At 27.4% G+C, this 24028-nt stretch carries 26 protein-coding genes and 1 pseudogene; 25 read left to right on the top strand and 2 right to left on the bottom strand.

Features of this window, described 5'->3' with window-relative positions; genetic code table 11:
- Positions 1 to 10 precede the first annotated feature (10 nt).
- From NAMH_RS08255 to NAMH_RS08140, 24 genes and pseudogenes are all read left to right on the top strand, one after another.
- Positions 11 to 430 carry a hypothetical protein gene (locus NAMH_RS08255; protein WP_015901819.1) on the top strand — a complete coding sequence of 140 codons (420 nt, stop codon included), beginning with the start codon at positions 11 to 13 and terminating at the stop codon, positions 428 to 430.
- Positions 427 to 1431 carry a UDP-glucose 4-epimerase GalE gene (gene galE, locus NAMH_RS08250; RefSeq protein ID WP_012663537.1) on the top strand — a complete coding sequence of 335 codons (1005 nt, stop codon included), beginning with the start codon at positions 427 to 429 and terminating at the stop codon, positions 1429 to 1431. The genes NAMH_RS08255 and galE overlap by 4 nt, the downstream gene beginning before the upstream one ends.
- A gap of 25 nt (positions 1432 to 1456) precedes the next feature.
- A complete protein-coding gene (locus NAMH_RS08245; protein ID WP_015902049.1) occupies positions 1457 to 1693 on the top strand; it encodes a ComEA family DNA-binding protein in 237 nt (78 codons plus the stop codon).
- Positions 1694 to 1824: 131 nt separating this feature from the next.
- On the top strand, positions 1825 to 2247 hold the full coding sequence (locus NAMH_RS08240) for a four helix bundle protein (protein WP_015902167.1): 423 nt from the start codon (positions 1825 to 1827) through the stop codon (positions 2245 to 2247).
- A pseudogene (locus tag NAMH_RS08235) lies at positions 2244 to 3436 on the top strand (nucleotide sugar dehydrogenase). The gene NAMH_RS08240 and the pseudogene NAMH_RS08235 overlap by 4 nt, the downstream one beginning before the upstream one ends.
- Positions 3437 to 3455: 19 nt before the next feature.
- Entirely contained in the window at positions 3456 to 3929 is a 474-nt protein-coding gene (locus NAMH_RS09040) for a hypothetical protein (protein WP_012663907.1), read from the top strand.
- The gene (locus tag NAMH_RS08225; RefSeq protein WP_015901726.1) at positions 3892 to 4185 is read left to right on the top strand and encodes a nucleotidyltransferase domain-containing protein; all 294 of its coding nucleotides are present in this window, start codon (positions 3892 to 3894) and stop codon (positions 4183 to 4185) included. Before NAMH_RS09040 ends, NAMH_RS08225 begins: the two co-directional genes overlap by 38 nt.
- Entirely contained in the window at positions 4182 to 5225 is a 1044-nt protein-coding gene (locus tag NAMH_RS08220; protein ID WP_015902571.1) for an NAD-dependent epimerase, read from the top strand. Before NAMH_RS08225 ends, NAMH_RS08220 begins: the two co-directional genes overlap by 4 nt.
- Before the next feature lie 9 nt (positions 5226 to 5234).
- The gene (locus NAMH_RS08215; protein WP_015901806.1) at positions 5235 to 6662 is read left to right on the top strand and encodes a mannose-1-phosphate guanylyltransferase/mannose-6-phosphate isomerase; all 1428 of its coding nucleotides are present in this window, start codon (positions 5235 to 5237) and stop codon (positions 6660 to 6662) included.
- Positions 6662 to 7111 (top strand): GDP-mannose mannosyl hydrolase, encoded by a 450-nt coding sequence (locus tag NAMH_RS08210; RefSeq protein ID WP_015901990.1) that lies wholly within the window; start codon positions 6662 to 6664, stop codon positions 7109 to 7111. Before NAMH_RS08215 ends, NAMH_RS08210 begins: the two co-directional genes overlap by 1 nt.
- Positions 7104 to 8282 carry a GDP-mannose 4,6-dehydratase gene (gmd, locus tag NAMH_RS08205; RefSeq protein WP_015902495.1) on the top strand — a complete coding sequence of 393 codons (1179 nt, stop codon included), beginning with the start codon at positions 7104 to 7106 and terminating at the stop codon, positions 8280 to 8282. Before NAMH_RS08210 ends, gmd begins: the two co-directional genes overlap by 8 nt.
- Position 8283: 1 nt before the next feature.
- Entirely contained in the window at positions 8284 to 9495 is a 1212-nt protein-coding gene (locus tag NAMH_RS08200) for a GDP-L-fucose synthase family protein (RefSeq protein ID WP_015901713.1), read from the top strand.
- Positions 9496 to 10803 (top strand): flippase, encoded by a 1308-nt coding sequence (locus NAMH_RS08195; protein ID WP_015902298.1) that lies wholly within the window; start codon positions 9496 to 9498, stop codon positions 10801 to 10803.
- Between the two features lies 1 nt (position 10804).
- Positions 10805 to 11926: a glycosyltransferase family 4 protein gene (locus NAMH_RS08190; RefSeq protein WP_012663453.1), complete on the top strand. Its 1122-nt coding sequence runs from the start codon at positions 10805 to 10807 to the stop codon at positions 11924 to 11926.
- Entirely contained in the window at positions 11919 to 12134 is a 216-nt protein-coding gene (locus NAMH_RS08185) for a hypothetical protein (protein ID WP_015902755.1), read from the top strand. The genes NAMH_RS08190 and NAMH_RS08185 overlap by 8 nt, the downstream gene beginning before the upstream one ends.
- The gene (locus NAMH_RS08180) at positions 12134 to 12784 is read left to right on the top strand and encodes a nucleotidyltransferase family protein (RefSeq protein ID WP_015901855.1); all 651 of its coding nucleotides are present in this window, start codon (positions 12134 to 12136) and stop codon (positions 12782 to 12784) included. The genes NAMH_RS08185 and NAMH_RS08180 overlap by 1 nt, the downstream gene beginning before the upstream one ends.
- On the top strand, positions 12784 to 13509 hold the full coding sequence (locus tag NAMH_RS08175) for a hypothetical protein (protein WP_015901925.1): 726 nt from the start codon (positions 12784 to 12786) through the stop codon (positions 13507 to 13509). The genes NAMH_RS08180 and NAMH_RS08175 overlap by 1 nt, the downstream gene beginning before the upstream one ends.
- The gene (locus tag NAMH_RS08170) at positions 13506 to 14660 is read left to right on the top strand and encodes a glycosyltransferase family 9 protein (RefSeq protein WP_015902621.1); all 1155 of its coding nucleotides are present in this window, start codon (positions 13506 to 13508) and stop codon (positions 14658 to 14660) included. Before NAMH_RS08175 ends, NAMH_RS08170 begins: the two co-directional genes overlap by 4 nt.
- On the top strand, positions 14644 to 14850 hold the full coding sequence (locus tag NAMH_RS08165) for a hypothetical protein (protein WP_041361675.1): 207 nt from the start codon (positions 14644 to 14646) through the stop codon (positions 14848 to 14850). Before NAMH_RS08170 ends, NAMH_RS08165 begins: the two co-directional genes overlap by 17 nt.
- Before the next feature lie 52 nt (positions 14851 to 14902).
- The gene (locus NAMH_RS08160) at positions 14903 to 16039 is read left to right on the top strand and encodes a glycosyltransferase family 4 protein (RefSeq protein WP_012663984.1); all 1137 of its coding nucleotides are present in this window, start codon (positions 14903 to 14905) and stop codon (positions 16037 to 16039) included.
- Positions 16036 to 17130: a glycosyltransferase family protein gene (locus NAMH_RS08155; protein ID WP_012663649.1), complete on the top strand. Its 1095-nt coding sequence runs from the start codon at positions 16036 to 16038 to the stop codon at positions 17128 to 17130. The genes NAMH_RS08160 and NAMH_RS08155 overlap by 4 nt, the downstream gene beginning before the upstream one ends.
- Positions 17117 to 18070 (top strand): D-glucuronyl C5-epimerase family protein, encoded by a 954-nt coding sequence (locus tag NAMH_RS08150; RefSeq protein ID WP_015901856.1) that lies wholly within the window; start codon positions 17117 to 17119, stop codon positions 18068 to 18070. The genes NAMH_RS08155 and NAMH_RS08150 overlap by 14 nt, the downstream gene beginning before the upstream one ends.
- Positions 18036 to 19310 carry an O-antigen ligase family protein gene (locus NAMH_RS08145; protein WP_015902007.1) on the top strand — a complete coding sequence of 425 codons (1275 nt, stop codon included), beginning with the start codon at positions 18036 to 18038 and terminating at the stop codon, positions 19308 to 19310. Before NAMH_RS08150 ends, NAMH_RS08145 begins: the two co-directional genes overlap by 35 nt.
- Positions 19303 to 20046 carry a glycosyltransferase family 2 protein gene (locus NAMH_RS08140; RefSeq protein ID WP_015902592.1) on the top strand — a complete coding sequence of 248 codons (744 nt, stop codon included), beginning with the start codon at positions 19303 to 19305 and terminating at the stop codon, positions 20044 to 20046. Before NAMH_RS08145 ends, NAMH_RS08140 begins: the two co-directional genes overlap by 8 nt.
- On the opposite strand, the gene NAMH_RS08135 is transcribed toward NAMH_RS08140, so the two are convergent.
- Both NAMH_RS08135 and NAMH_RS08130 read right to left on the bottom strand, forming a co-directional pair.
- A complete protein-coding gene (locus NAMH_RS08135) occupies positions 20043 to 20951 on the bottom strand; it encodes a sugar transferase (RefSeq protein ID WP_012663643.1) in 909 nt (302 codons plus the stop codon). The genes NAMH_RS08140 and NAMH_RS08135 overlap by 4 nt on opposite strands.
- Positions 20948 to 21793: a Wzz/FepE/Etk N-terminal domain-containing protein gene (locus tag NAMH_RS08130; protein ID WP_012663786.1), complete on the bottom strand. Its 846-nt coding sequence runs from the start codon at positions 21791 to 21793 to the stop codon at positions 20948 to 20950. The genes NAMH_RS08135 and NAMH_RS08130 overlap by 4 nt, the downstream gene beginning before the upstream one ends.
- A gap of 65 nt (positions 21794 to 21858) precedes the next feature.
- Between NAMH_RS08130 and NAMH_RS08125 the strand changes: the two genes are divergently transcribed.
- Positions 21859 to 24009, top strand: a complete 2151-nt coding sequence (locus tag NAMH_RS08125) for an STT3 domain-containing protein (protein WP_015901836.1) — start codon at positions 21859 to 21861, stop codon at positions 24007 to 24009.
- The last annotated feature ends 19 nt before the right edge of the window (positions 24010 to 24028 follow it).

Below are 24028 nucleotides of genomic sequence, written 5' to 3'. Positions count from 1 at the left end.
GAATTGAGAATTGAGGATTGTAAAAAAAGTCACACTTTTCACTTTATACTTTACACTTTACATTCTTGTAGCCGGTTGTAGTACAAAAACCACTCCTATATACGCAGTTATAAAAACTCCGAAATTCAAAGTGGCAGATCAGGGATTTTTGGAAAAAGGTTTCGGGTATAAAAAACTTATAATTTACAAAGCGGCAAACGCACCGGTTGAAATAACTCTAAAAAATTCGTATATTTGTATGAACGGAAAATGCATGGATAAAGAGAAATTTATTAAAGAATACATGCCGCAAGGCTATCCTGTCGACTTTTTTGATAAAATTTTGAGCAAAGAATGTATCGACGGATTTTATTGTAAAAAAGAAAAAAAGAAAATTTTATTTAAAGATAAAAAAAACAATATTTTAATAATGATAAAGGAACTTAATTGAATATTTTAGTAACAGGCGGGGCGGGGTATATCGGTAGCCATGTAGTTAAGCTTCTATTAGAAAATACAAGTTACAGCGTTACTGTTATAGACAGTTTGGTGACAGGGTTTGAATCTACCATTGGGGAGCTTAAAAAAATAAGAAATTTTGATTTTATAAAAGCTGATTTGAGTAAATGGAATGAAATTGAAAAAATATTTAAAGCCAACAAATTTGATGCCATAATCCATTTTGCGGCAAGTTTGATTGTGCCCGAAAGTGTGGAGAAACCTCTTAAATATTATTTGAATAATACTGCAAATACTGCAAATCTTGTAAAACTTGCCAATGAATACGGAGTAAATAAATTTATTTTTTCTTCTACGGCAGCGGTGTACGGAGAGCCGGATATCAGTGAAATCGGAAGCGGAATAAAAGAAGATTTTCCTGCAAATCCTATAAATCCTTATGGTCAGAGCAAACTGTTCAGTGAAAAAATAATTCAGGATACGGCAAAAGCAAATTCTCAATTTAAATATGTGATTTTCAGATATTTTAATGTTGCTGGTGCAGCGCCGGATCTCAGTATAGGACAAAAAACGAAAAACGCAACGCATCTGATTAAAGTTGCAAGTGAATGTGCTGTAGGGAAAAGAGACGGAATGTATATATTCGGTACGGATTATCCTACGCCTGACGGAACGTGTATAAGGGATTACATCCATGTAATGGATCTGGCGGATGCACATATTAAAGCGGTTGATTATCTTGATGAGAATGAAAGTGATGTTTTTAATATCGGATACGGAAAAGGCGCAAGCGTTAAAGAAGTAATAGATACAGTTAAAAAAGTAAGCGGTGTCGATTTTAAAGTTGAAACAGCACCAAGAAGAGCAGGTGATCCTGCTATGCTTATAGCGGACAGTTCGAAAATAAAAGAAAAAATGAAATGGCAGCCAAAATACGATGATTTGGAAACTATATGCAAAACGGCATATGAGTGGGAGAAGAAACTAATTTGATATAATTTTAAAAAAGGGGTGGGGGATGAAAAAGTTTTTAATTTTGTTTTTATTTGTAATAAGTTTATTTGCAAAAATCAATATCAATACGGCAACAATGCAAGAATTACACTCTTTAAAAGGTATAGGTCATACAAAAGCCTTAGCTATTATGGAATACCGTAAAAAACATCCGTTTCAAAAAATAGAAGACATTATGAAAGTAAAAGGCATAGGCGTTAAAACATTTGAAAAAATAAAAGATGAGATAGAAGTTAAATGAAGTTGGTTAAAGTTATTAAAGTTAGTTGAAGTTTTTAAAAAGTTGGAAAGTTATTATCTTTATAAGGTTAGTTAAGATTAATTATGGTAAATTATGGTAGTTGCAAAAAATTATTTTAAAAAAGGATTTTTTTGAGAAACTGGAAAGATTTAAAAATTTGGCAAAATAGTCATCAGTTAGTTTTAGAAATATATAGAATATTAAATAATTTTCCAAAAACAGAGGAATATGGAATAATATCCCAATTAAAAAGAGCAGTAGTTTCTGTTCCGATAAATATTGTAGAAGGGCATTCAAGAAATTCAAATAAGGATTTTTTAAGGTTTGTTTACATATCAAGAGGTTCATTAGAAGAGGTTAAATATTTAATGTTATTATCTAAAGAATTGGGATATATAAAACATCAAGAATATGCAAATATTGAAAACAAACTTTCAGAAATAAGTTATATGATAAATTCATTTATCAAATTTTTAAAAAACAACTCTAAAAACCATAATAACTTAACTAACCAAAACAACCCTAACAACTTTAACACAAAGGATTTACATTGAAAATAGCAATAGCAGGAACAGGATACGTAGGACTTAGCAATGCAGTGCTTTTAGCACAGAATAATGAAGTAGTGGCACTTGATATTATTCCTGAAAAAGTGGAAATGATAAATAAAAGAATTTCACCAATCGAAGATAAGGAAATTACTGAGTTTTTCCAAACTAAAAATTTGAATCTTAAAGCAACGACTAATAAAAAAGAAGCTTATGAGGGAGCAGAATATGTTGTTGTAGCTACGCCGACAGATTATGATCCGGTAACCAATTATTTTAATACCAAATCAATTGAAAGCGTAATAAAAGACGTAATCGAAATCAATCCGAAAGCTACAATTGTTATCCGTTCTACTATCCAATCGGATATACTGAAAGAATAAAAAAAGAATTCAATTATAAAAATATATTTTTTGTTCCTGAATTTTTAAGAGAAGGAAAAGCACTATTTGACAGCCTTTATCCAAGCAGGATAATTGTAGGTGAAAAATCAACAAGAGCGGAAATTTTTGCGAATTTACTAAGAGACGGAGCGTTTAAAGAAACAATTCCTCTTTTGTTTACAAATAACACGGAAGCGGAAGCGGTTAAACTGTTTGCAAATACGTACCTCGCTATGAGGGTTTCATTTTTTAACGAGCTTGATACTTTTGCTGAAATGAAAGGTCTTAATACCAAAGATATAATCGAAGGCGTATGCCTGGACCCAAGAATCGGTAATCATTACAATAATCCGAGCTTCGGATACGGAGGATACTGTCTGCCTAAAGATACTAAGCAATTATTAGCAAACTATACAATAGAAAACATTCCTCAAAAACTAATGGAAGCAATAGTTGATTCAAACACAACAAGAAAAGAGTTTATAGCTAAAAGAGTCCTTGACAAACTATCAACAATTAACAATCAACCATCAACAGGCACTGTAGGAGTATACAGACTCATAATGAAAGCCGGAAGCGATAATTTCAGAAGCAGTGCAATATTTGACGTAATGGAAATGCTAAAACCTTTTGTGAAGCTTGTAGTTTATGAACCGATGGCAAAAGGAGATGAGGTTGAAGGTGTAGAGTTTGTGAGTGATTTTGAAGAGTTTGCTAAAAAATCAGATGTAATACTTGCGAATAGAATTGATGAAAATCTTCAAAGAGTAAAAGATAAAGTCTATACGAGAGATATCTATTCAAGAGATTGATAAAGAAAAAGGATAATTAGTGATAGAATTTCATATAAAAGTATTAAATGATAGTCTTGAAATTTTGAAAAATATCAGAGATGAATTTAATGAAAAATATGGAAACATTGATGTGTCTAAGTATGAGGATATCAAGTCGTATGATATAAAATCCCTTGATACCCTTGCTTACAGATTTAGTAAAATCCAGTCTTTACTGGGTGAAAAAGTATTTAAAGAAATATTGGAAAAACTGGAATATGATTTAACTGATAAAAGTTATATAGATATTTTGCAATATATAGAAAAAGAAGGGATAATCAACAGCATTTATGAATGGAAGAAATTAAGAGAAATCAGAAATTCTTTATCTCACGATTATTCTGAGGAAATTGAGTCTGTAGTTAATGCGATAAATGAAATGTTAGACAGTATAGAAATATTTGAGAAAATAGTTAAAAAAGTTGAGGAAAAATATGAATACGCAAATCAGGTTAAATCCGGAAGAAATTAAAATTATCAAAAATATGATTAATAAAATTTTTGGTAAAAGTGATATTTATATATTCGGAAGCAGAACTGATTTGAGTAAAAAAGGCGGAGATGTTGATATATTTGTAATTCCTCAAAATTATGAAAACATTTATGAAAAACGAATAAAAGCGAAAATCAATTTAAAAGATGCTCTTTTTAGAAATGTAGATATTGTCATACATAAAGATTTTAATAATTTAATAGAAAAAGAAGCGTTAAAAGGTATTAAAATATGAAAATTCTCATCACAGGAACAGCAGGATTTATAGGCTTTCATTTGGCAAAAAGACTAATTGAAAGAGGTGATGAAGTAATCGGACTTGATAATATCAACGACTATTACGACGTAAACCTCAAATACGGCAGACTGGAAGAGACAGGAATAAAAAGAGAAGAAATAGAATACAATAAACTAATAACCAGTAATAAATACACCAATTACAGATTTATAAAACTAAATCTTGAAGATAAGGCCGGTATAGATAAACTTTTTAAAGAAGAAAAGTTCGATAAAGTATGTCATCTTGCCGCTCAGGCAGGAGTCAGATATTCACTTGAAAATCCTGACGCATATATACAAAGCAATATAGTAGGGCATATGAATATCTTAGAAGCCGTAAGGCATAATGATGTAAAAGCGTTAAGCTACGCAAGTTCTTCAAGTGTATATGGACTTAATAAAAAGCAGCCGTTTTCAACTGATGACAATGTAGACCATCCGATAAGCCTTTATGCGGCAACAAAAAAAGCGGATGAGCTTATGAGCCATACATATTCGTATCTTTATAATATTCCGACTACAGGGCTTAGATTTTTTACAGTTTACGGACCTTGGGGAAGACCAGATATGGCATTGTTTAAGTTTGTAAAAAACATACTTGAAGATAAACCGATTGATGTATATAACTATGGAGAAATGCAAAGAGACTTTACTTATATTGACGATATTATCGAAGGTGTGGTAAGAGTGATTGATAATCCTCCTAAATCAAACCCTGAGTGGGACGGAAGAGCCAGTGAGAGTATAGCTCCTTATAAGGTTTATAATATCGGAAACGGAAGCCCTGTTAAACTTATGGATTTTATAGAAGCGATAGAAGAATCTCTCGGGAAAGAAGCTAAAAAGAACCTTCTTCCGATGCAGCCCGGTGACGTACCGAGCACTTGGGCGGATACTACCGACCTTGAAAAAGATCTTGGTTATAAACCTTATACCGATGTGAAAGAAGGTATTAAAAATTTTGTTGAATGGTATAAGGGATTTTATAAAATATAAAGGGAAAGAATGAAAAATATCATACTTTGCGGGGGGAGCGGTACCAGACTTTGGCCTTTGAGCCGTAAACTTATGCCAAAACAGTTTTTAAAATTGTTTGATGGAAAAAGTCTGTTTCAAAAAACCGTTGAGAGGAATTCTAAAATATCTGACAAGTTAGAAGTAATAACAAATTTGGATCATTATTTTATTGCACTTGATCATTTAGAAGAAATAGATTCAAAATTTACTATTCAAAATACAAAGTTTCTGCTTGAAGAAATAGGCAGAAATACAGCTCCCGCTATTGCTTTTGCCGCACTTGAAAGTGATAAAAACGAAATACTTTTTGTAACTCCTAGTGATCATTTAATTAAAGATATGGATAAGTATAACGAGGCTGTAAACAGAGCAAAAGAACTGGCTGAAGAAGGATATCTGGTTACATTCGGTATTAATCCAACCGAACCGAATACGGGCTATGGGTATATAGAATGTAGCATTGAGGATTTAGGATTTAGCAGTAGTGTATTCAATGTAAAAACTTTCCACGAGAAACCTGATTTAGCAATAGCCGAAAAGTATTTGGAGAACAATTCTAAAATCTCAGACCTCAAACCTAAATCCTATTATCTATGGAACAGCGGTATGTTTATGTTTAAAGCCGGAGTATTTTTGGAAGAACTGCAAAAACATTCTCCAAAAGTGTATGAAGAAGTGCTTAAAAGCTATGAAAAAAGACAGATTGTAAACGAAAATCAGTTCAGACTAAAAGAGATGCAAAATATTCCGGATATCAGTATAGATTACGCTGTTATGGAAAAAAGCGATAAAATAAAAGCAGTAAAAAGCGAATTTGACTGGAATGATGTAGGGAGTTTTGACAGTTTGGTAGATGAAATAGATTCCAATGAAGCAATAGAAATTAATAGTAAGAATAATTTTTATTACACCGAGACAAAGAATAAAGTAATAGCGGCAATCGGACTTGAAGATTTTATAGTTGTCGATACAAAAGACGCACTGTTAATTACTAAAAAAGGCCAAACCCAAAAAGTAAAAGATATAGTGAATACATTGAAAAATAATTCTCAATTCTCAATTCTCAATTCTCCATTAATAGTTCACCGTCCATGGGGAACCTTTGAAACATTAATTACCGACAACGGATATAAAATCAAAAGAATTATCGTAAAACCCGGAAAAAGACTTTCACTCCAAAAGCATTTTCATAGGAGTGAACACTGGGTGGTTGTAAAAGGCACTGCCGAAGTGCAGGTTGGAGATAAAAAGTTTCTGGTAAGAGCCAATGAATCCACATATATAAAAATGGAAGAAATTCACAGGCTTAGCAATCCCGGTAAAGTACCGGTGGTCTTGATTGAAGCACAGGTCGGAGAATATACAGGCGAGGATGATATTGTAAGAATAGAAGATGATTACAAAAGGTATCTATAGTGCTTAGAGAGGATGTTTTTACCTGTATAGTTAAAAACACTCCTTTAATTTCCATTGATTTTATAATTGAAAACAAAGGAAAAATTTTACTTGGCAAAAGAGTAAACGAACCTGCAAAAGGATATTGGTTTACAATCGGAGGCAGAATATATAAAAATGAAAAAATTTCAGAAGCACAAAAGCGTATTTTAAAAGATGAATTAGGTTATTTGGGAGATTTTAACCCTGAATTTGTAGGAGTATTTGAGCATTTTTATGACACAGGGTTTAACGGTATACCCACGCATTATGTTAATTTAGCTTATAAGGTGAATTTAGATAAAATTTCATTAAATATACCTTTTGAACAACATAGTGAATATATTTGGTTGGAAGCAGATGAAATTATGAAAAGAAAAAATGTTCATAGTTATGTAAAAGATTATTTTAAAGGAAGTAAATATGTCTAAAAAAGTAGCACTTATTACAGGAATAACAGGTCAGGACGGAAGCTATCTTGCTGAGTTTTTACTTGAAAAAGGATATGAAGTTCACGGAATAAAAAGAAGAACTTCTCTTTTTAACACTAAAAGAATAGATCATTTATATAAAGATCCACATGAAGAAGATGTGAATTTCTTTTTACATTATGGGGATATGACTGACAGTATGAACCTTACAAGTATCATCAAACAGGTTCAGCCGGATGAAATATATAATCTTGCGGCTCAGTCACACGTAGCTGTAAGCTTTGAAGAGCCGGAATATACAGCAAATGCCGACGGTATAGGAACGCTTAGAATTCTTGAAGCCGTAAGACTCCTCGGACTTACCGATAAAACGAAAATATATCAGGCATCTACATCCGAACTGTTCGGTAAAGTTCAGGAAATCCCTCAAAAAGAAACCACTCCTTTTTATCCGAGAAGCCCATATGCGGTAGCTAAAATGTACGCGTATTGGATTACAGTGAATTACAGAGAAGCATACAATATGTTTGCAGTAAACGGGATACTTTTCAATCACGAAAGCCCAAGAAGAGGGGAAACATTTGTAACCAGAAAAATTACAAGAGGAATGGCAAGAATACTTTTAGGACTTGATAAAAAGCTATATTTAGGTAACCTCAGTGCAAAAAGAGACTGGGGACATGCCAAAGATTATGTTGAGATGATGTGGATGATACTTCAATATGAAAAGCCGGAAGACTGGGTAATAGCTACCGGAAGAACTACTGAAATCAGAGAATTTGTAAGACTTGCAGGTAAATATTTGGGTCTAAATATCAAGTTTGAAGGTGAAGGGATAGATGAAAAAGGTGTTGTTGAAAGTATTGATGAAGAGAAATTGCTAAAAGTTTTAAAAGACGCAAATGTAGCACACTCTGAAAGTATAATAGAACAGGCTAAAAGTTTGATAGGAAAAGATATTATAAATGTAGACCCTAAATATTTCAGACCAACAGAAGTTGATTTGTTACTTGGAGATGCGAGTAAAGCCAGAGAAAAACTCGGGTGGGAGCCAAAAATTACTCTTGAAGAGATGACAAAAGAGATGGTAGAGAGTGATTTAAAAGAAAACTATCAGGAACTTGTGCTAAAAGAATGCGGATTTGAAGTACCTAAAAGCTGTGGAGTTTAAAATGAATAAAAATTCTACAATAGTTGTATTTGGCGGCAGCGGATTGGTAGGAAGTGCTATTGTACGGAAACTTATAGAAAAAGGGTATAAAAACATTATTGCCACTATTCATAATAGAAAAGCTGATTTGCCCGAATCTGTAAAACAGATAAAACTTAATTTGTTAAATGAAAACGAAGTGAAAGAATTTTTTGAAAAAATTAAACCGGAATATGTTTTTTTGGCTGCCGCAAAAGTAGGGGGAATAGTTGCAAACAATACTTACAGAGCTGATTTCATATATGAAAATCTCCAAATTCAAAATAATGTAATTTATAATGCTTACAAATACAATATAAAAAAACTTATGTTTCTTGGAAGTACCTGTATATATCCAAAAAACTGTCCTCAGCCTATAAAAGAGGAATATTTGCTTACAGGAGAGCTTGAATATACAAACGAACCGTATGCGATAGCAAAAATAGCCGGTATTAAAATGTGCGAAAGTTTTAATATTCAATATGGTACAAACTTTATTTCAGTAATGCCTACAAACCTTTACGGAGAAAATGATAATTTTGATCTTGAGAAATCTCACGTTTTACCGGCACTTATCAGAAAAATTCATTTAGGTAAATGTTTGGAAGAAGATAACTGGGACGAAATTAGAAAAGATTTAAATAAAAATCCGATAGGAGGATTTAGAGATGAGGATTTAGGTTTTAGCAAAGTAGATGGTGATACATCAAAGGAAGATATATTAAAAGTGTTGGATTATTATGGCATTAAGATTCTAAAATCTAAAACCTCAGACCTCAATTCTGTATCCATTGAAATATGGGGAAGCGGCAAACCTATGAGAGAGTTTTTGTATTCCGATGATATGGCAGATGCCTGTGTATATTTGATGGAGAAAATAGATATTGATGATATAATAAATGTTAATGAACAAGTAAAAAAAACTCAACCCTCAACCCTCAATCCTCAGTCCTCAGCACACAATTCTCATTTCTTAAACATTGGAACAGGAAAAGACATAAGCATAAAAGATCTCGCATATTTAATAAAAGACGTGATTGGATACAAAGGAGAATTTTATTTTAACACTTCAAAACCTGACGGAACTATGAAAAAAGTTATTGATGTCAGTAAACTTCATTCATTAGGATGGAAACATAAAGTAGAACTTGAAGAAGGGATTAAGAAAATTTATGAGTGGTATAGGAATTCGTAAGTGATTAATAAAATTAAAGAGTTGTTTCAACATCAAGGCTTTAAAAAATATTTTGCCAATACTTCATGGCTTTTTGCAGAGAAAATGTTAAGAATGGTTGTAGGACTTTTTGTAGGTATTTGGGTAGCGAGGTATTTGGGACCTGAACAATTTGGAAGGTTAAATTATGCACAGGCTTTTATTGGTCTTTTTAGTGCTGTTGCAATGCTAGGATTAAATAGTGTTGTGGTAAAGGAATTAGTTAATTTTCCTGAAAGAGAAAATGAAATATTATTAAATGCTTTATTTATGAAAACTTTAATTGCAGTAATTTTAATAATTGTAATATTTTTATATTATCAATTAAATAAAAATTACTTAAATTTTTTAATAATGATTTTATCTTTTTCATGGGTTTTTCAGGTGTTTAATGTAATAGATATGTATTTTCAAGCGAAAGTAATGAGTAAATATGTTGTAATAGTAAATTTCGTTTCATTGTTGATATCATCTTTTTTAAAGATTTTTTTTATTTTAATAAAAGCTCCTCTATTATATTTTGTTATTTTAATAGTATTTGATAATTTTATTTTAGCACTTGGGTATATTTATATGTTTTATAAATTTAAAAAACAAATTTCTTTTTCGTGTAGATATATTAGAATTAAATGGATAAAAGAACTTTTTACTCAAAGTTGGCCATTAATGTTAAGTGGAATGTCATTTGTAATTTATAATAATATTGATAAGATTATGATACAAAATTTATTAAATAGTTATGAAACTGGTATATATAGTGCAGCAATTAGGCTTACTAATATTTGGCAATTTATTCCGGGTATTATTATGGCTTCTTTAATGCCATATTTAGTAGAAGGTCATAAAATAGGGAATAACGAATTTTATAAAAGACTTAGAATAATAGCTTCAATTTTAATATATTTTGCTTTATTTTTAATTATAATATATAGTTTATTTTCTAAATTAATATTTGAAATTTCATTTGGCCATAAGTATTTGGCAGCAAGTAGTATAGCAATAATTTTAATTTGGGCTAATTTATTTATATTTTTTAATACTGTTTGGAATAGATGGCAATTAATAGAACATAATACAAAAATAATTTTTTATTTTAGTATAACAGTTTCTATATTAAATATTATATTAAATTTTATTCTTATTAAATTGTTTGGGGTAATTGGAGCAGCTTATGCGTTATTGATATCGTTAATAATAGGATATATTGTTTTTTATGTTTTTTTGGATAAAAGGGTTATTAAACTATTTTGGGAAGCACTTTTATTAAAAGGAGTTAGTTATAAAAGATAAATTGAGAAAAATAAAGTTAAAATATTTCGACAGACCAGTTATTAACTATTTTAATACAAGTTTTAATAAAAAAGTATTTATTTCATATATTACTTCCCCTTTTAAAGGGAATGTAGATAAATCTCATTCTAATAAATTAGAAGCATTAAAAATTGCTGAAATTTTTAATGCGTTTGGTTATCAGGTAGATATTTTTAATTATTTAAATGTAGAGCAAAAAATTAATTTAGATGATTATGATGTTTTTTTTGGTATTGGACCGTTATATGAGAAAATAATAAAAAATAAGCTAAAAAATAAAAAGTATATTTTTTATGCAACAGGTGCTTATTTTTGTTTTGCTAATAATGCTGAATTAAATAGACTAAAAAAATTATATGAGAGAAAAGGAGTATTGTTAAATCCAAAAAGATTTATAAAAAATCCTACTTACTATGCATTAAAATTTAGTGATGCAATTATTATGACAGGAAATGATTGGACAAAAAGCACATTTATATACAGTCAAGAGATTCCAAAATATAAAGTTCCTGTTAGTGTATATGAGGTTAAGTGGAAAGTTGATTTTAATAAGGATTATTCAAAAGCTAAAAAAAACTTTTTGTGGTTTGGTAGTAGTGGCTTGGTTCATAAAGGTCTTGATTTGTGTATAGAAGTATTTAAAGATTTACCTGATTATAATCTCTTTATATGTGGTCCAAGAGAGGATGATTTTTTTAGAGTATATGAAAAAGAATTGAATTTGCCAAATATACATTACATGGGATTTATGGATATTGATTCATATAAGTTTAAGCAGATAGTAGAAAAATGTGCATTTTCTATATTTTCAAGTTGTTCAGAGGGACAAAGTGGCGCAGTTTTAACTACTATGAGTATAGGTTTAATACCAATAGTTACGGAGATGGTAGGTGTAGATATTCAAAATAAAGGATTTTTTGTAACTGATGATATAGAAGAAATAAAAAGAAAAGTTATAAAAGTTTCTAAATTACCTAATGCAAACTTACAAGAACTTTCAAAGAAAAATATTGAATTTATTAATCAAAATCATAGAATAAAGCATTTTGAAAAAAAAATGAAAGAAAATTTATTAAATATTTTAGGAGAAACAAATGGGTGAAAAAATAAAAACCTTATCAAAAGGTAAAATTTTAGCAAAAGAATTTGAAATAGAACTTAATCATCCTCCAAGAGCGGGGCTTGATGAACAGATTCATATACAATCGGAGAAATTCAGGTTTGAGATATATAAAAAAGATTATTTAAAATATGCATTATCTGTTTTAACGGCTGAGAAAAATTTAAAAAATTTAAAAGGTATTGATTGATGTATATAGATAGTAAAGAAATTATAAGAATTTTTAAAAAATTAAACGATTCTAATCTTAAATATATTTTAATTAGAAATATTAATAATGAATTGCCTAATAAATTAAAAATAGGTAAAGATATTGATATTTTAATTCATAAAAAAGATGAAAAAAAGTTTGTAAATTTTTTTAAAGAAAATGGATATGACAGTATTCCACATCCATTTAGAAATGATATATTTTTGTATGGTATAGATAAATTTGAATTTAAATACAATAATAATAATAATATTTTATTTGATTTAAATTTTCAATTAGTGTGTAGAAGTTTAAACAAAGGAGAATGGATACCGCTTGATCAAGAAATTCAAAAGTCAGCGTGGGAAAATAAAAGATTTGAAAAAGTTAACGAAGAGTTTGGTTATTGGACATTGGGATATAATGATGAATTTCTTACTTTAATTGTAAGAAGTATATTTGATAAAAGAGAATTTCAAGAGGGATATATTAATCGAATAGAAGAATTGAAAGAAAAAATTAATTTAAAAAATATAGAAAGAAAAATGAAATTAGTATTTTTTAAATTTACACCGTATCTTTTAGATATGATAGAAAAAAAAGATTATAAAAATATTATTAAAAACTATATTCAATTTAAGGAATATTAATGAGTAATCCGGCAGTGATAGTATTAGATGATGTAAGTAGTAAAAAAGGTCCTTTTAAGAGATTTACTATTGAAGATAATATTGGTGAATCTATTCATTTGCATATTGATAATATGAGAGTTGATTTTACAATTAATGAGTTTTTAGAATTTTCAGAAATGGTAAGAAAATCTTTGAAAGAATTAGATATTTTAAAAAGTTATGATATTAATAAATTTGATGAGCATTTTTTAAAACAGTGTGCTAATTATTTACCAGATTTAATAGAAATTAAAAAAGAGAAGATAAAACTCAAATATTTAAAAGCAATAGTTCATTATAAATTTAAAGATTTAACTTTGCAAAAAATTGTGCCTCTTAATGAAACACCTGCGTATAAGTATTTAAAAGGTGATAAATATGAATGGATAAATTATCCTCAATTTAATTATTTTGGTGTTAATAACGAAGAAAGGCTTTTAAAGCTTAAAGAATCAATTGAAAAAAATGGATATCCTTATGATGAGAAATATATAGTACTTTTTAATGGACAAAATTTAATAAGAGACGGACAGCATAGAGCCGTTGTATTGGCTTATTTATATGGATTTGATTATGAAATTGAAGTGCTTAAATTTTATTTTAAAGGTAATAAGCATATATATAATAATTCAAATAGTAAAAAACTATTAATATGGTTTTTGAAAAAAATCTATAGAAAGCTAAAAAGGGCAGTTAAACATTGATAACGAAAATAAAAATTTTTATAAAATATATTTTATTTAATATTATCGATAAGTTAATAAGAAAAAATTCAAAGGTTAAAGAAAAAACAATCTTACTTATCCGTCTTGATGCCATAGGAGATTATGTGTTATTTAGAAATTTTATAGAAGTTTTAAAAAATGAATATAAAAATTATAAAATTACATTAGTTGGAAATGTGGCTTGGAAAGCAATAGCAGAAGAATTTGACAGCGAATTTATAGATAAATTTATAGGGATAGACAGAGTGAAATTCGGGAAAAATATAGTTTACAGATATAAAAAGTTAAAAGAAATAACAAAACAAGATTATGAAATAGTTATAAATCCAATATATAGCAGGACTTTTCTTTTTGACGATAATATTGTGAAAGTAGTAAACGCAAAAGAAAAAATAGGAAGTAATGGAGATTTAAGCAATATAAGAAAATGGCAAAAAAATATAAGCGATAAATATTATACAAAACTTCTACCTGCAAAAAACGAAATAATGTTTGAGTTTTATAGAAACAAAGAGTTTTTTGAAAATTTATTAAATAAAAAAATAGATATTAAAAGGCCTATTATTAAGTTAAAAGAAAAAATATTAAGTTTTAAATTACCAAATAATTATGCTATTTTATTTATAGGTGCAAGTGCTGATTTTAGAAAATGGAGTATTGAAAATTTTGTAGAAATTGGTAAATATCTAAAAGATAAATATAATTATGAGATAGTAGTATGTGGGGGTCCGACAGATATTGAAGAAGCTAAAAAATTTAAAAATTTAGCGAATTATGATTATATAGATATGGTAGGAAAAACTTCATTAATTGATTTTCTTTATATAATCTATAACGGAAATCTAATGATAGCAAATGAAACAAGTGCACCTCATTTTGCGGTTGCGTTAGAGATGACAAATATATTTGTCATCTCTAACGGAAATCATTTTGGTAGATTTACTCCCTATCCAAAAGAAATTTGGCCGTATTATTATCCTATATATCATCCTGAAATTGAGAAAGATTTGGATAATTATAAAAAATTAAGTAATAGCTATGGATATGGGAGTAAATTAAATATTAACAATATTTCAGTGGAAAAAGTTAAAAATCGAATTAGTGAGGTGTTAGATGATGAAAACTCTTGACAACAATTATTCAACAACAAAATTATGCTATAAATTATTAGCTGATAAATATTTAGATGAAAATGGAAAAATAAAAAAAGAGTATAAATTTAAATTAAGTTATCCAGAATTTGGAATAGTAGATTCTAAAATATCTGCAAAAAAAGACGAAAATTTGATACATATTTATTTTTACATGAAAAGGAAATGATAATTAAAAATGTTTTTGATTTTTAAAATTAAAAATTTGTAAAAGGTCAATAATGAATGTTTTATATATTTCAAGAAATATACCTATACCTGGCATAAAAGAAAACGATATTATTTTAAGAATTGCTAATGCAATAGAAGAAAAAAGTGATATTCATGTTGATTGTTTTTTCCCAAAAGAAGTTATTCCTAAAATACCTTTTATGTTGAATAACAGAATAAAGGCAATTTATAATTTGCCTCCAGTATTTAAAAGCTTAAATAAAAATATATTTACTTTAAAGTATATTAGACTACCATTCTTTAGGTATTCATATAATTTTATTAATAGTTTTAAAATTTTAAACAAAAGTTTTTTAAATAATCTTAATAAATATAAAGTTATACATGCTCATAATATTATGCCAGATGGAAAGATAGGATATGAGCTTAAAAAACAATATTTTATACCATTAATTGTTACAGTTAGGAATGGTGATTTGGATAAAATGTCATTATTAAATAAAAATTCAGTACTATATAAATCATATTTAGAAGTTCTAAAAAATGCAGATGTAATAATTACACACAATTATGCTACACAGCAATTTATAAAGAAACTTGGTTTAAAAAGTACATCTATACCACATGGAATAGAGTCAAAATACTTATTAACGAAAAAAATTGAAAAAGAAAACATTATTTTATTTGTTGGAAATATGATACCAAGGAAAAATTTAATATGGGTAATTAATGCATTTAAAAAAATAAATAAGTTAGACTGGAAATTAATAATAATTGGAGATGGGACAGAGTATGATCAAATTCGTGAAAAAATAAAGGATGTGTCAAATATTGAATTAAAAGGGCGTTTAACAAGAGAAGAAGTTATTAATTATATGAAAATTTCAAAAATATTTGCTATGCCAAGTCAAAGAGAAACATTTGGTATAGTGTATTTAGAAGCGGCTGCATCAAAATGTTTAGTGATTGGGCATAGATATACAGGTATATACGGATGGTTAAAAGAAGATAAGGAAGCTATATTTGTGGAAAATGAAGAGGAACTAAAAGAAAAGTTACAAATATTGCTTAACAATGAAGAAATGAGACATAATATTGCTATGAATGGCTTTATTAAAATTAAAAAATCTTTATTATGGGAAGATCAAATAAATAAATATATAAATTTGTATAGGAATTTTAAATGAAAATAGGTATTTTAGAAGTTTGCAGTAAAAACCACTATGTTTTAGTGGAAAGTTGGATTAAGGTTTTACATTATTTGGGTCATGAACCTATATTATTTATAGATGAGGATGTAAATAATTTATTAAATAAAAATTTTAATGTTGAAAAAATAATAAAGATGAAAAATCAAAGTATGAAATCATATTTGAAACAAATAAGTTCTTATAAAGTAGATTATCTAATAATTACGTCTTTACAATCTTATTTAATTGATTTTTTATTATATTTCAGACCTTCATATAAATTTGCATTAACAATTCATAATGCTAAAACTTGGTTTTTGGGTAATAAACTTCACAAACCGAAAAATATAATTAAAAGGTTTATTAGATACTATTTTAAAAAGAAAGCAGATAAATTTTTTGTTAGTAGCGATAATATGAAGAAATTTATTTTAAATCATACGGATATAAAAGAATATAATATATATGTTATGCCTTTCATGTTAAATAATAATATGTTTTTTCATAAAAATACAAAAATAAAAAAAATAGTATATCCAGGGATAATTAGTACAACAAGAAAAAAATATGATAATTTTTTTAAATTAGCACAACGATATGAGAATATAGAATTTGTTTTATTGGGGAGTCCTTCTAATAATCCAAAAGAAAAATCCAAAGAAGTGATAAATAAAATAAAAAAGTTAAATCTTAATAATGTGAAATATTTTCAACATTATTTAAGTGATGAAGAATATCAACAAGAGTTGAAAACAGCTAGTTTGATTTTTTCAGAATTAAGAGTAGAATTTTTTAAAGAAGATTATGAAGAAATATATGGAGAAACAAAAGATACTGGAATATCATATTTAATGATTAAATATTCGTTGCCATTAATTGTAAATATAGAGTTTAAAAATTTACATGTTTTAGATGATTCTACTTTGTATTTTAGCAGTACAGATGACTTATATCAAATTTTAGAAGAATTATTGAATAATAACACGAAATATAAAAAATTGTTAGAAAATGCTATTAAAAGTTCTAAACTATTTACAGTAGATAAAGTAGCTGAAAATTTGAAAGGGTTTTTTGATGAGATTAAATAAAAGTATATTTTATATCAAAAAATTACTAAGAGATTTTTTTAATCCATTAATATATGAAATTAAAGTAGACAAAAATAAACAATTATTAGAATATTATTTTGTATTTAGAGAAAAAGAATTGTTAAAAGGTGGAAGTCAAAACTTTCATTTTGATAATAAAGGAATACCTATTATTCCAACATATATAGATATTGAAGAAAAAAAGTTCCATTATTATCCTATTGCAATAGGTCAATATGCTCTTGCTATATATCATACTTATTTAGAAACAAAAAGTAATAAAGATAAAGAAAGGTTTAAATTACTTGCCGATTGGTTTATAAATAATCAAACAAAAGATGGTTATTGGCTTTCTTCTGTTGAAGAGAAAAAATATAAATTAAGTAAAAATTGGGTTTCTTCTATGACACAAGGAAGAGTTATTTCTGTTTTATTAAGAGCGAGTCAGTTATTTGATGATAAAAAATATGAAATAGCAGCTAGTAAAGCATTAGACACATTTTCTGATAGTTCAAAATTTATAAATTATTTTGATAATAATATATTTTATGAAGAATATCCATCTACTCCTGGTTCATTTGTATTAAATGGTATGATATTTTCATTATGGGGGTTGTATGATTATATTAGATATAATAATAATGAAAAAGCTAATATATACTTTAATAATGGCATTAATTCTTTAAAATCTATGATTGATTTATATGATTTGGGATATTGGTCATGTTATGATCTAAGGCATTTAACATGGGGTGAAAAATATTTAAATCCAGCTACTGTGCATTATCATTTTATCCATATAAATCAATTAAAAGTTTTAGGTGAATTAATTGGAGAACAGATATTTATAGATTATTCATTAAAATGGGAAAAATATGTGAATTTATTTAATAAGGTAAAAATGTATGTTAATAAATACACAGCAATTAAAAATAGATAATAAAAGAAATATATCATTTATTTCGATATATAGTTTTATTTTATTTATTTTATTAAAACCAAATTTTGATAGTATTGCTGATAGGGTAATTGATATTCTTATATTTTTACAAATTTTATTTTTTTTATTTATTATGAATATAAAAAAAATACCACAAAAAGGCTTTTTTTGGATTAAAATAAATTTATTTTTTTTATTAGCCATGCTATTTGCATTTTTAAACGGAATATTGCAAAATATCAATTATATTTTTAGAGATGCATTTGAATTTTATAGACCAATATTTAATATAATATTATTTATTTTTGGTATGTACCTTCCAAAAACTTATAAAAATGTTTTTTTAAAGATAGCATTATTTGTTATTATTGTACAATTAGTGTTTATAATATTACAACTTTTAAATCCATTTGATTTTATACATTCTATTGTAAACTATATATATGATATGCATAAAGTGTCTACGGGATTATTAAGAGTTACAGGAACTTATGCTAATCCAAACACTTTAGGTATAGTGATGAATATATTATTTTTTTATATCTTTCTATATTTTTTAAATAAAAAAAAATTTAAAATAAATTTATTATATTCGATATTTTTTATACATTTAATAATTGTGTTTTTATCTAGTTCTAGAACGTCTCTTTTAATAGCATTAATGGTATATATATATATTTTTTTTTCAAATAAAAAAATATTGTTTAATTATAGAAGTTTTATTTTAGGTATTATAGTTTTTTTAATTATATTATTATATAATCAAGAAATTGTAAATATTATAGTAAATTTTAAATATATTTATGAGCTATTTAAATTAGAAGATTTATCCCATATTAGAAGTATACAATTAAGATTAGATTATTATCAAATGATGTTTGAAATGATAAAAGAAAACCCGTTTTTTGGTGTTGGAGCAGCAAAAAATATACTTAGAGTAGGAGATAATGATTATTTATTTACATTAGCTCAATACGGAATTATTGGTTTTGTTATTAAATATGGGGGATATATTTATTTGTATTATAAATTAAAAAAATTATTAAATTTTACAAATAGAGAATATATATGGTTAATAGAAGGAACAATGATATCAATAATAATATTATTTATCGCTGGTTTGACAATAGATAGTTTTTATAATTATAGTTTTTTAACAATTATTCTTATAAATGCAGGATTCAGTCTTTCATTATATACTAAAATGGAAATAAATTGTAAAAGTAAAACGTATGCATGATTTAGTATCTATCATAACTCCCTCATACAATAGTGAAAAATTTATTTCTAAAACGATAGTTTCTGTTTTAAATCAAACATATAGAAATTTAGAAATGATAATTGTAGATGATTGTAGTCCAGATAATTCAAATGAAATAATAGAAGAGTATATAAAAAAAGATAAAAGAATTAAGTTAATAAAATTAGATAAAAACTCTGGTCCTGCTGTTGCAAGAAATACTGCTATAAAAGAAGCAAAAGGAAGATATATTGCTTTTTTGGATGCAGATGATTTATGGATACCTGAAAAATTAGAAAGGCAAATAAACTTTATGAAAGAAAATGATTTAAGTTTTACATATAGTGCATATGATTTGATTGATGAAAATGATAATAATATAGGAGATTTTATTCCTCCAAAAGAAATAGATTATAAATCATTGTTAAAAACAAATCCAATTGGTTGCTTAACTGCAATTTATGATGCAAAAAAGTTAGGTAAGATTTATATGCCAAATATATTAAAAAGACAAGATTATGGACTTTGGCTTAAAATCTTAAAACAAATCGAGTCAACAAAAGGTATGCAAGAAAAATTAGCGATTTATAGGATTAGAAAAAATTCAGTTTCTTCTAATAAACTAAAAGCTGCAAAATATCAATGGAAGATTTATAGAGAAGTAGAGAAATTGAATATTTTTCAAAGTATTTATTATTTTTTAAATTATGCGTATTATGGGCTGAAAAAATATTAAATACCTTTTTTGCCAACCATTACCATAATAGTTTTAAAAATCGTTTTAATTTCAAGCCATAAGGACCAGTTTTTAATATAATAAAGATCATACATAAGTTTTTGATATGCGTCGTCTTCATTTGCTCCGTATGGGTAGCATACTTGTGCCCAGCCAGTGATTCCAGGTTTTACTAAATGTCTTAGATTATAATATGGAATGTTTTTTTCAAAAATACCAATCCAATGTTTCCTCTCTGGTCTTGGACCAATCATATGCATGTCTCCTTTTATGACATTCCAGAGCTGAGGAAGTTCGTCTATGCGAGTTTTTCTCATAAAAGCTCCCCATTTGAATACTCTCGGATCGTCTTTGCTTGCGAATTGAGGTTGTCCCTTTTCGGCATCAGGAACCATACTTCTAAATTTGTAGCATATGAACTCTTTACCGTTTAAGCCTACTCTTTTTTGTTTGAATATTACAGGTCCTTCAGGGGATTCTTTTTTTATTTTATATGTAGCATAAAGCATAATAGGTGCAGAAATTATTCCAAGTGGAATAGTAATAGAAAAATCTATTATTCGTTTTATAATATGTTGTAATTGATTGTAAGGTTTAATTTCATCTAAAAAATTTATATTACTTCCATCTTTTGGAATATAAACTTTACCTAAATATTCTTCTAAAAAATGCTCGATTGTATAAAATTTAATTCCTTTTAGTTCAAGAGAAGTTAAATAGGATATCAATTCATTAGGAACTGTTTGATTGGTGTTTAAAATTATAAATTTATAATTATGATTGGACAGTTTGTTTTCTATGTCTTGGATAATATTATTAGTGAGTTGAATATATTCAATATTGTATTTTTTTAGTTTTTGTTTTTCAATTTCATTGAATTTATATTTTTCACCTAAAATAATCATTGATTCTGTTCTTTTAAACTTTTTACAAACTCAATAAAAAACACAAGAAATATTGATAATATAAGTCCTGTGATAAATGCTATGATAACAATAAGTTTCTTTTTGGGTTTTATCGGATTAGGGTTTTGTTTGATTGTACCGATAATGTGAGTTTTAGTTATGTTTATTGGAGAAATTTTTGTTTTTAGATCAGCAATTTTTAATTTAATATCTGTTATTTGATTTTGATAATCGTTTATTTTATTTAAAGTTAATTGATAAATATTCGTATCTTTTATTTTCGGAAGAGATTTGTTTAAAAGAATAATTTCATTTTGTATAGTTTTGATTTGATTATTTAATATTTGAATTTGGGAGTTTATATTTTGAATATATGCATATAATTTAGAATTTTCCTGTTTTTTTAGCGTATTTACTATTCTAATCAAATATTCTTTTGCCGAAGTATTAGAAAAATTTTGAACTGATATATTTAAAATGTCTTTTGTTTTTTTTATGATATTTACGTTAACTTTAGGATATGAGGCATTGATATCTTTTGATTTGTCAAATTTATTAATTATGTATATCATTGTCGCTTGAGGTTCAAGTAAATATATTTTACTATTACTATTACTATTACTATTACTGATATAGCCCAATTGTATATTTGCTTTAATTTCATAAATAGGTTTTATGGTATATGCGTAAATTAAAGCTAAAACTGTAATAATAAATGTAAATAAAAATATGAATTTTTTATATTTTAATAATAATATTATTATTTGTTTTAAATCTATTTCATCATCTTCTATTGGTGGTTGGATAACGCAAGGTACGTATTTTACTTCTTCCTTTTTCATCAATCCCCTTTAAAATAATTTAAATGTTATAATATCGAAAAACGAAAACTTTTTAAAGGATGGAAGTGAAAGAATATCTGAATATTCAAGAAATTAGATTTTCAAATAAAACAGCTTTTGTATTAATTTCGTTTGCCTATGTATTTGCTACAGCTGTAAGGTATTATTATTTTTCATGGGCGAGTGGGATTAAAGAATTTCTGTGGCATGGAACTTTAATGATAAATAATGTAGATGGATATTATTATGCAGCAGGGGCGAAAGAATTACTGAACAATTCGCATGTTGTGGGGAATCTAAATCCTTATCATTCTCTTCCAAGTTTGCTGACAGCAGCTATCGTAAAACTGTTTCCTTTTTTGAGTCTTGATGAGGTAATCTTATGGATGCCGGCTGTTTTTGGAAGCTTGCTTGTTGTTCCTTTATTTTTAATAGGAAGAAGTTTTAAAAATGATATTTTAGGTTTAACTGCCGCCTTAATAGGTGGAATTGTATGGAGTTATTACAATAGAACAATGGTAGGGTACTATGATACCGATATGTTGGTAATAGTGCTTTTGATGTTTATAGTTTGGGGAATAATTGAATATTTGGTAAATGATAATCGGAAAATGTTTTTATTCGTACCTTTAATGATTGTCTTGTATGAGTGGTGGTATCCGCAGAGCAGGACTGTTCTTTTGGCTCTTGTAGGTATGAGCTTTATATATATATCGGCATTTAAAAGAAAACAGGAAAGTTTTGTGTTTGTACTGTTTTTATTGGTGGCTCTGTTTGGATTTAAGTTTTATATTAATGCGTTATTAATAGCAATTTTATATGTAGTATATATAAAAAAACTTGAACTATTTTTAAATTGGAGAGTCATTTATTGGTTGTTCGGCATAAGTATAATTATGTTGTTTTTAAGTGGTACTATGGATATGTTTATTAATAAATTTTTGGTTTATTTTAATAGATCTGATACAGGAGAAGAAGGATTGCATTTTTATAATGTATCGAAAACAATCCGTGAAGCATCTCAAATACCTTTTGATGTAGTGGCAAACCGTATAAGTGGTGGTATGGGATTGTTTATTTTTTCTTTGATTGGATATGTTTTGATGGTGATAAGATATCCGGTGATGATTATTTCATTGCCAATGGTAGTAATAGGTATAATGGCACATAAATTAGGGCTTCGTTTTACAATTTATGCGGTGCCGTTTTTTGCATTGGGGTTTGCTTATTTGGTGTTACTTATCAGTGAATATGTTTCAAAACTGTTTATCAATGATAAAGTTGCCAAAATTTCAAAAATAATATTACCGTTAATTTTAATCACTCCTTCATTATATGCAAATATTAAGCATGTGATTAATTATAAAACACCTACAACTTTCTTAAGTCAGGAAGTTGAAAGTTTGAATAAATTATCACACATTGCAAAACCTGAAGATTACGTAGTTACATGGTGGGACTATGGATATCCTATAAGGTATTATGCCGGAACTAAAACATTAGTGGATGGTGGAAAGCATAGCGGGGAAGTGAACTTTCCGGTAAGTTTTGCATTGACTCACAATCAGACGGCTGCAGCGAATATTGCAAGGCTTGATGTTGAATATACGGATAAAGTAGAAGTGGCAAGAGAGCTTGGTAAAGAGTTTGAAACAGAAGGTTTTATAAAAGATATGATGAAAAAATACGGATTTAAAGATCCGAATGGTTTTCTGAATGCATTAAACAATCCCAATTTTAAACTACCTGAAAAAACAAGGGATGTTTATTTTTATTTTCCTTTCAGAATGGCGGATATTTTTCCGACTGTAGCAGTATTTAGCAGTATAGATTTAAAAACAGGAAAAGTTAATCAGCCTTTTATCGTTTCTACAAGAGTGGTTGCGGCAGGAAAAGAAGGACTTAAATTTGCAAACGGTATATGGATGGATATGAAAGGTTATCTGCATTGGGGGCAAAAACTAATACCTCTAAAAGCTGCTTATCTTGGACTGTATGATAAAACAGGAAAATATAGGGTTGTTAAACAGCCGTTTCATTCCAACTCTAATATTGTCTTAATATGGTACAAACCGTTAAATAGAGTCTTGATTTTAAGTACTGATAAATTAGATGCGACATATGTGCAAATGTTTTTCTTTGAAAATTATGATCCGAAACTGTTTGAACCTGTAATACTTAATTCTTTCGTAAAAATCTACAAACTTAAAAAATAAGCCTTTTAGGGCTTATTGA

Source organism: Nautilia profundicola AmH (genome assembly GCF_000021725.1).
Taxonomy (GTDB): domain Bacteria; phylum Campylobacterota; class Campylobacteria; order Campylobacterales; family Nautiliaceae; genus Nautilia; species Nautilia profundicola.
This window is presented reverse-complemented; position numbering and strand designations above follow the sequence as displayed.

What these genes read in the sequence shown, in the direction of transcription:
- NAMH_RS08185 (WP_015902755.1), top strand. Translation starts at nt 11,919, where the DNA reads ATGGGTGAAAAAATAAAAACCTTATCAAAAGGTAAAATTTTAGCAAAA.
- NAMH_RS08225 (WP_015901726.1), top strand. Translation starts at nt 3,892, where the DNA reads ATGAATACGCAAATCAGGTTAAATCCGGAAGAAATTAAAATTATCAAA.
- NAMH_RS08145 (WP_015902007.1), top strand. Translation starts at nt 18,036, where the DNA reads ATGTTAATAAATACACAGCAATTAAAAATAGATAATAAAAGAAATATA.
- NAMH_RS08175 (WP_015901925.1), top strand. Translation starts at nt 12,784, where the DNA reads ATGAGTAATCCGGCAGTGATAGTATTAGATGATGTAAGTAGTAAAAAA.
- NAMH_RS08160 (WP_012663984.1), top strand. Translation starts at nt 14,903, where the DNA reads ATGAATGTTTTATATATTTCAAGAAATATACCTATACCTGGCATAAAA.
- NAMH_RS08200 (WP_015901713.1), top strand. Translation starts at nt 8,284, where the DNA reads ATGAATAAAAATTCTACAATAGTTGTATTTGGCGGCAGCGGATTGGTA.
- NAMH_RS08150 (WP_015901856.1), top strand. Translation starts at nt 17,117, where the DNA reads ATGAGATTAAATAAAAGTATATTTTATATCAAAAAATTACTAAGAGAT.
- NAMH_RS08135 (WP_012663643.1), bottom strand. Translation starts at nt 20,951, where the DNA reads ATGATTATTTTAGGTGAAAAATATAAATTCAATGAAATTGAAAAACAA.
- NAMH_RS08220 (WP_015902571.1), top strand. Translation starts at nt 4,182, where the DNA reads ATGAAAATTCTCATCACAGGAACAGCAGGATTTATAGGCTTTCATTTG.
- NAMH_RS08215 (WP_015901806.1), top strand. Translation starts at nt 5,235, where the DNA reads ATGAAAAATATCATACTTTGCGGGGGGAGCGGTACCAGACTTTGGCCT.
- NAMH_RS08165 (WP_041361675.1), top strand. Translation starts at nt 14,644, where the DNA reads ATGATGAAAACTCTTGACAACAATTATTCAACAACAAAATTATGCTAT.
- NAMH_RS08180 (WP_015901855.1), top strand. Translation starts at nt 12,134, where the DNA reads ATGTATATAGATAGTAAAGAAATTATAAGAATTTTTAAAAAATTAAAC.
- NAMH_RS08140 (WP_015902592.1), top strand. Translation starts at nt 19,303, where the DNA reads ATGCATGATTTAGTATCTATCATAACTCCCTCATACAATAGTGAAAAA.
- NAMH_RS08155 (WP_012663649.1), top strand. Translation starts at nt 16,036, where the DNA reads ATGAAAATAGGTATTTTAGAAGTTTGCAGTAAAAACCACTATGTTTTA.
- NAMH_RS08245 (WP_015902049.1), top strand. Translation starts at nt 1,457, where the DNA reads ATGAAAAAGTTTTTAATTTTGTTTTTATTTGTAATAAGTTTATTTGCA.
- gmd (WP_015902495.1), top strand. Translation starts at nt 7,104, where the DNA reads ATGTCTAAAAAAGTAGCACTTATTACAGGAATAACAGGTCAGGACGGA.
- NAMH_RS08130 (WP_012663786.1), bottom strand. Translation starts at nt 21,793, where the DNA reads ATGAAAAAGGAAGAAGTAAAATACGTACCTTGCGTTATCCAACCACCA.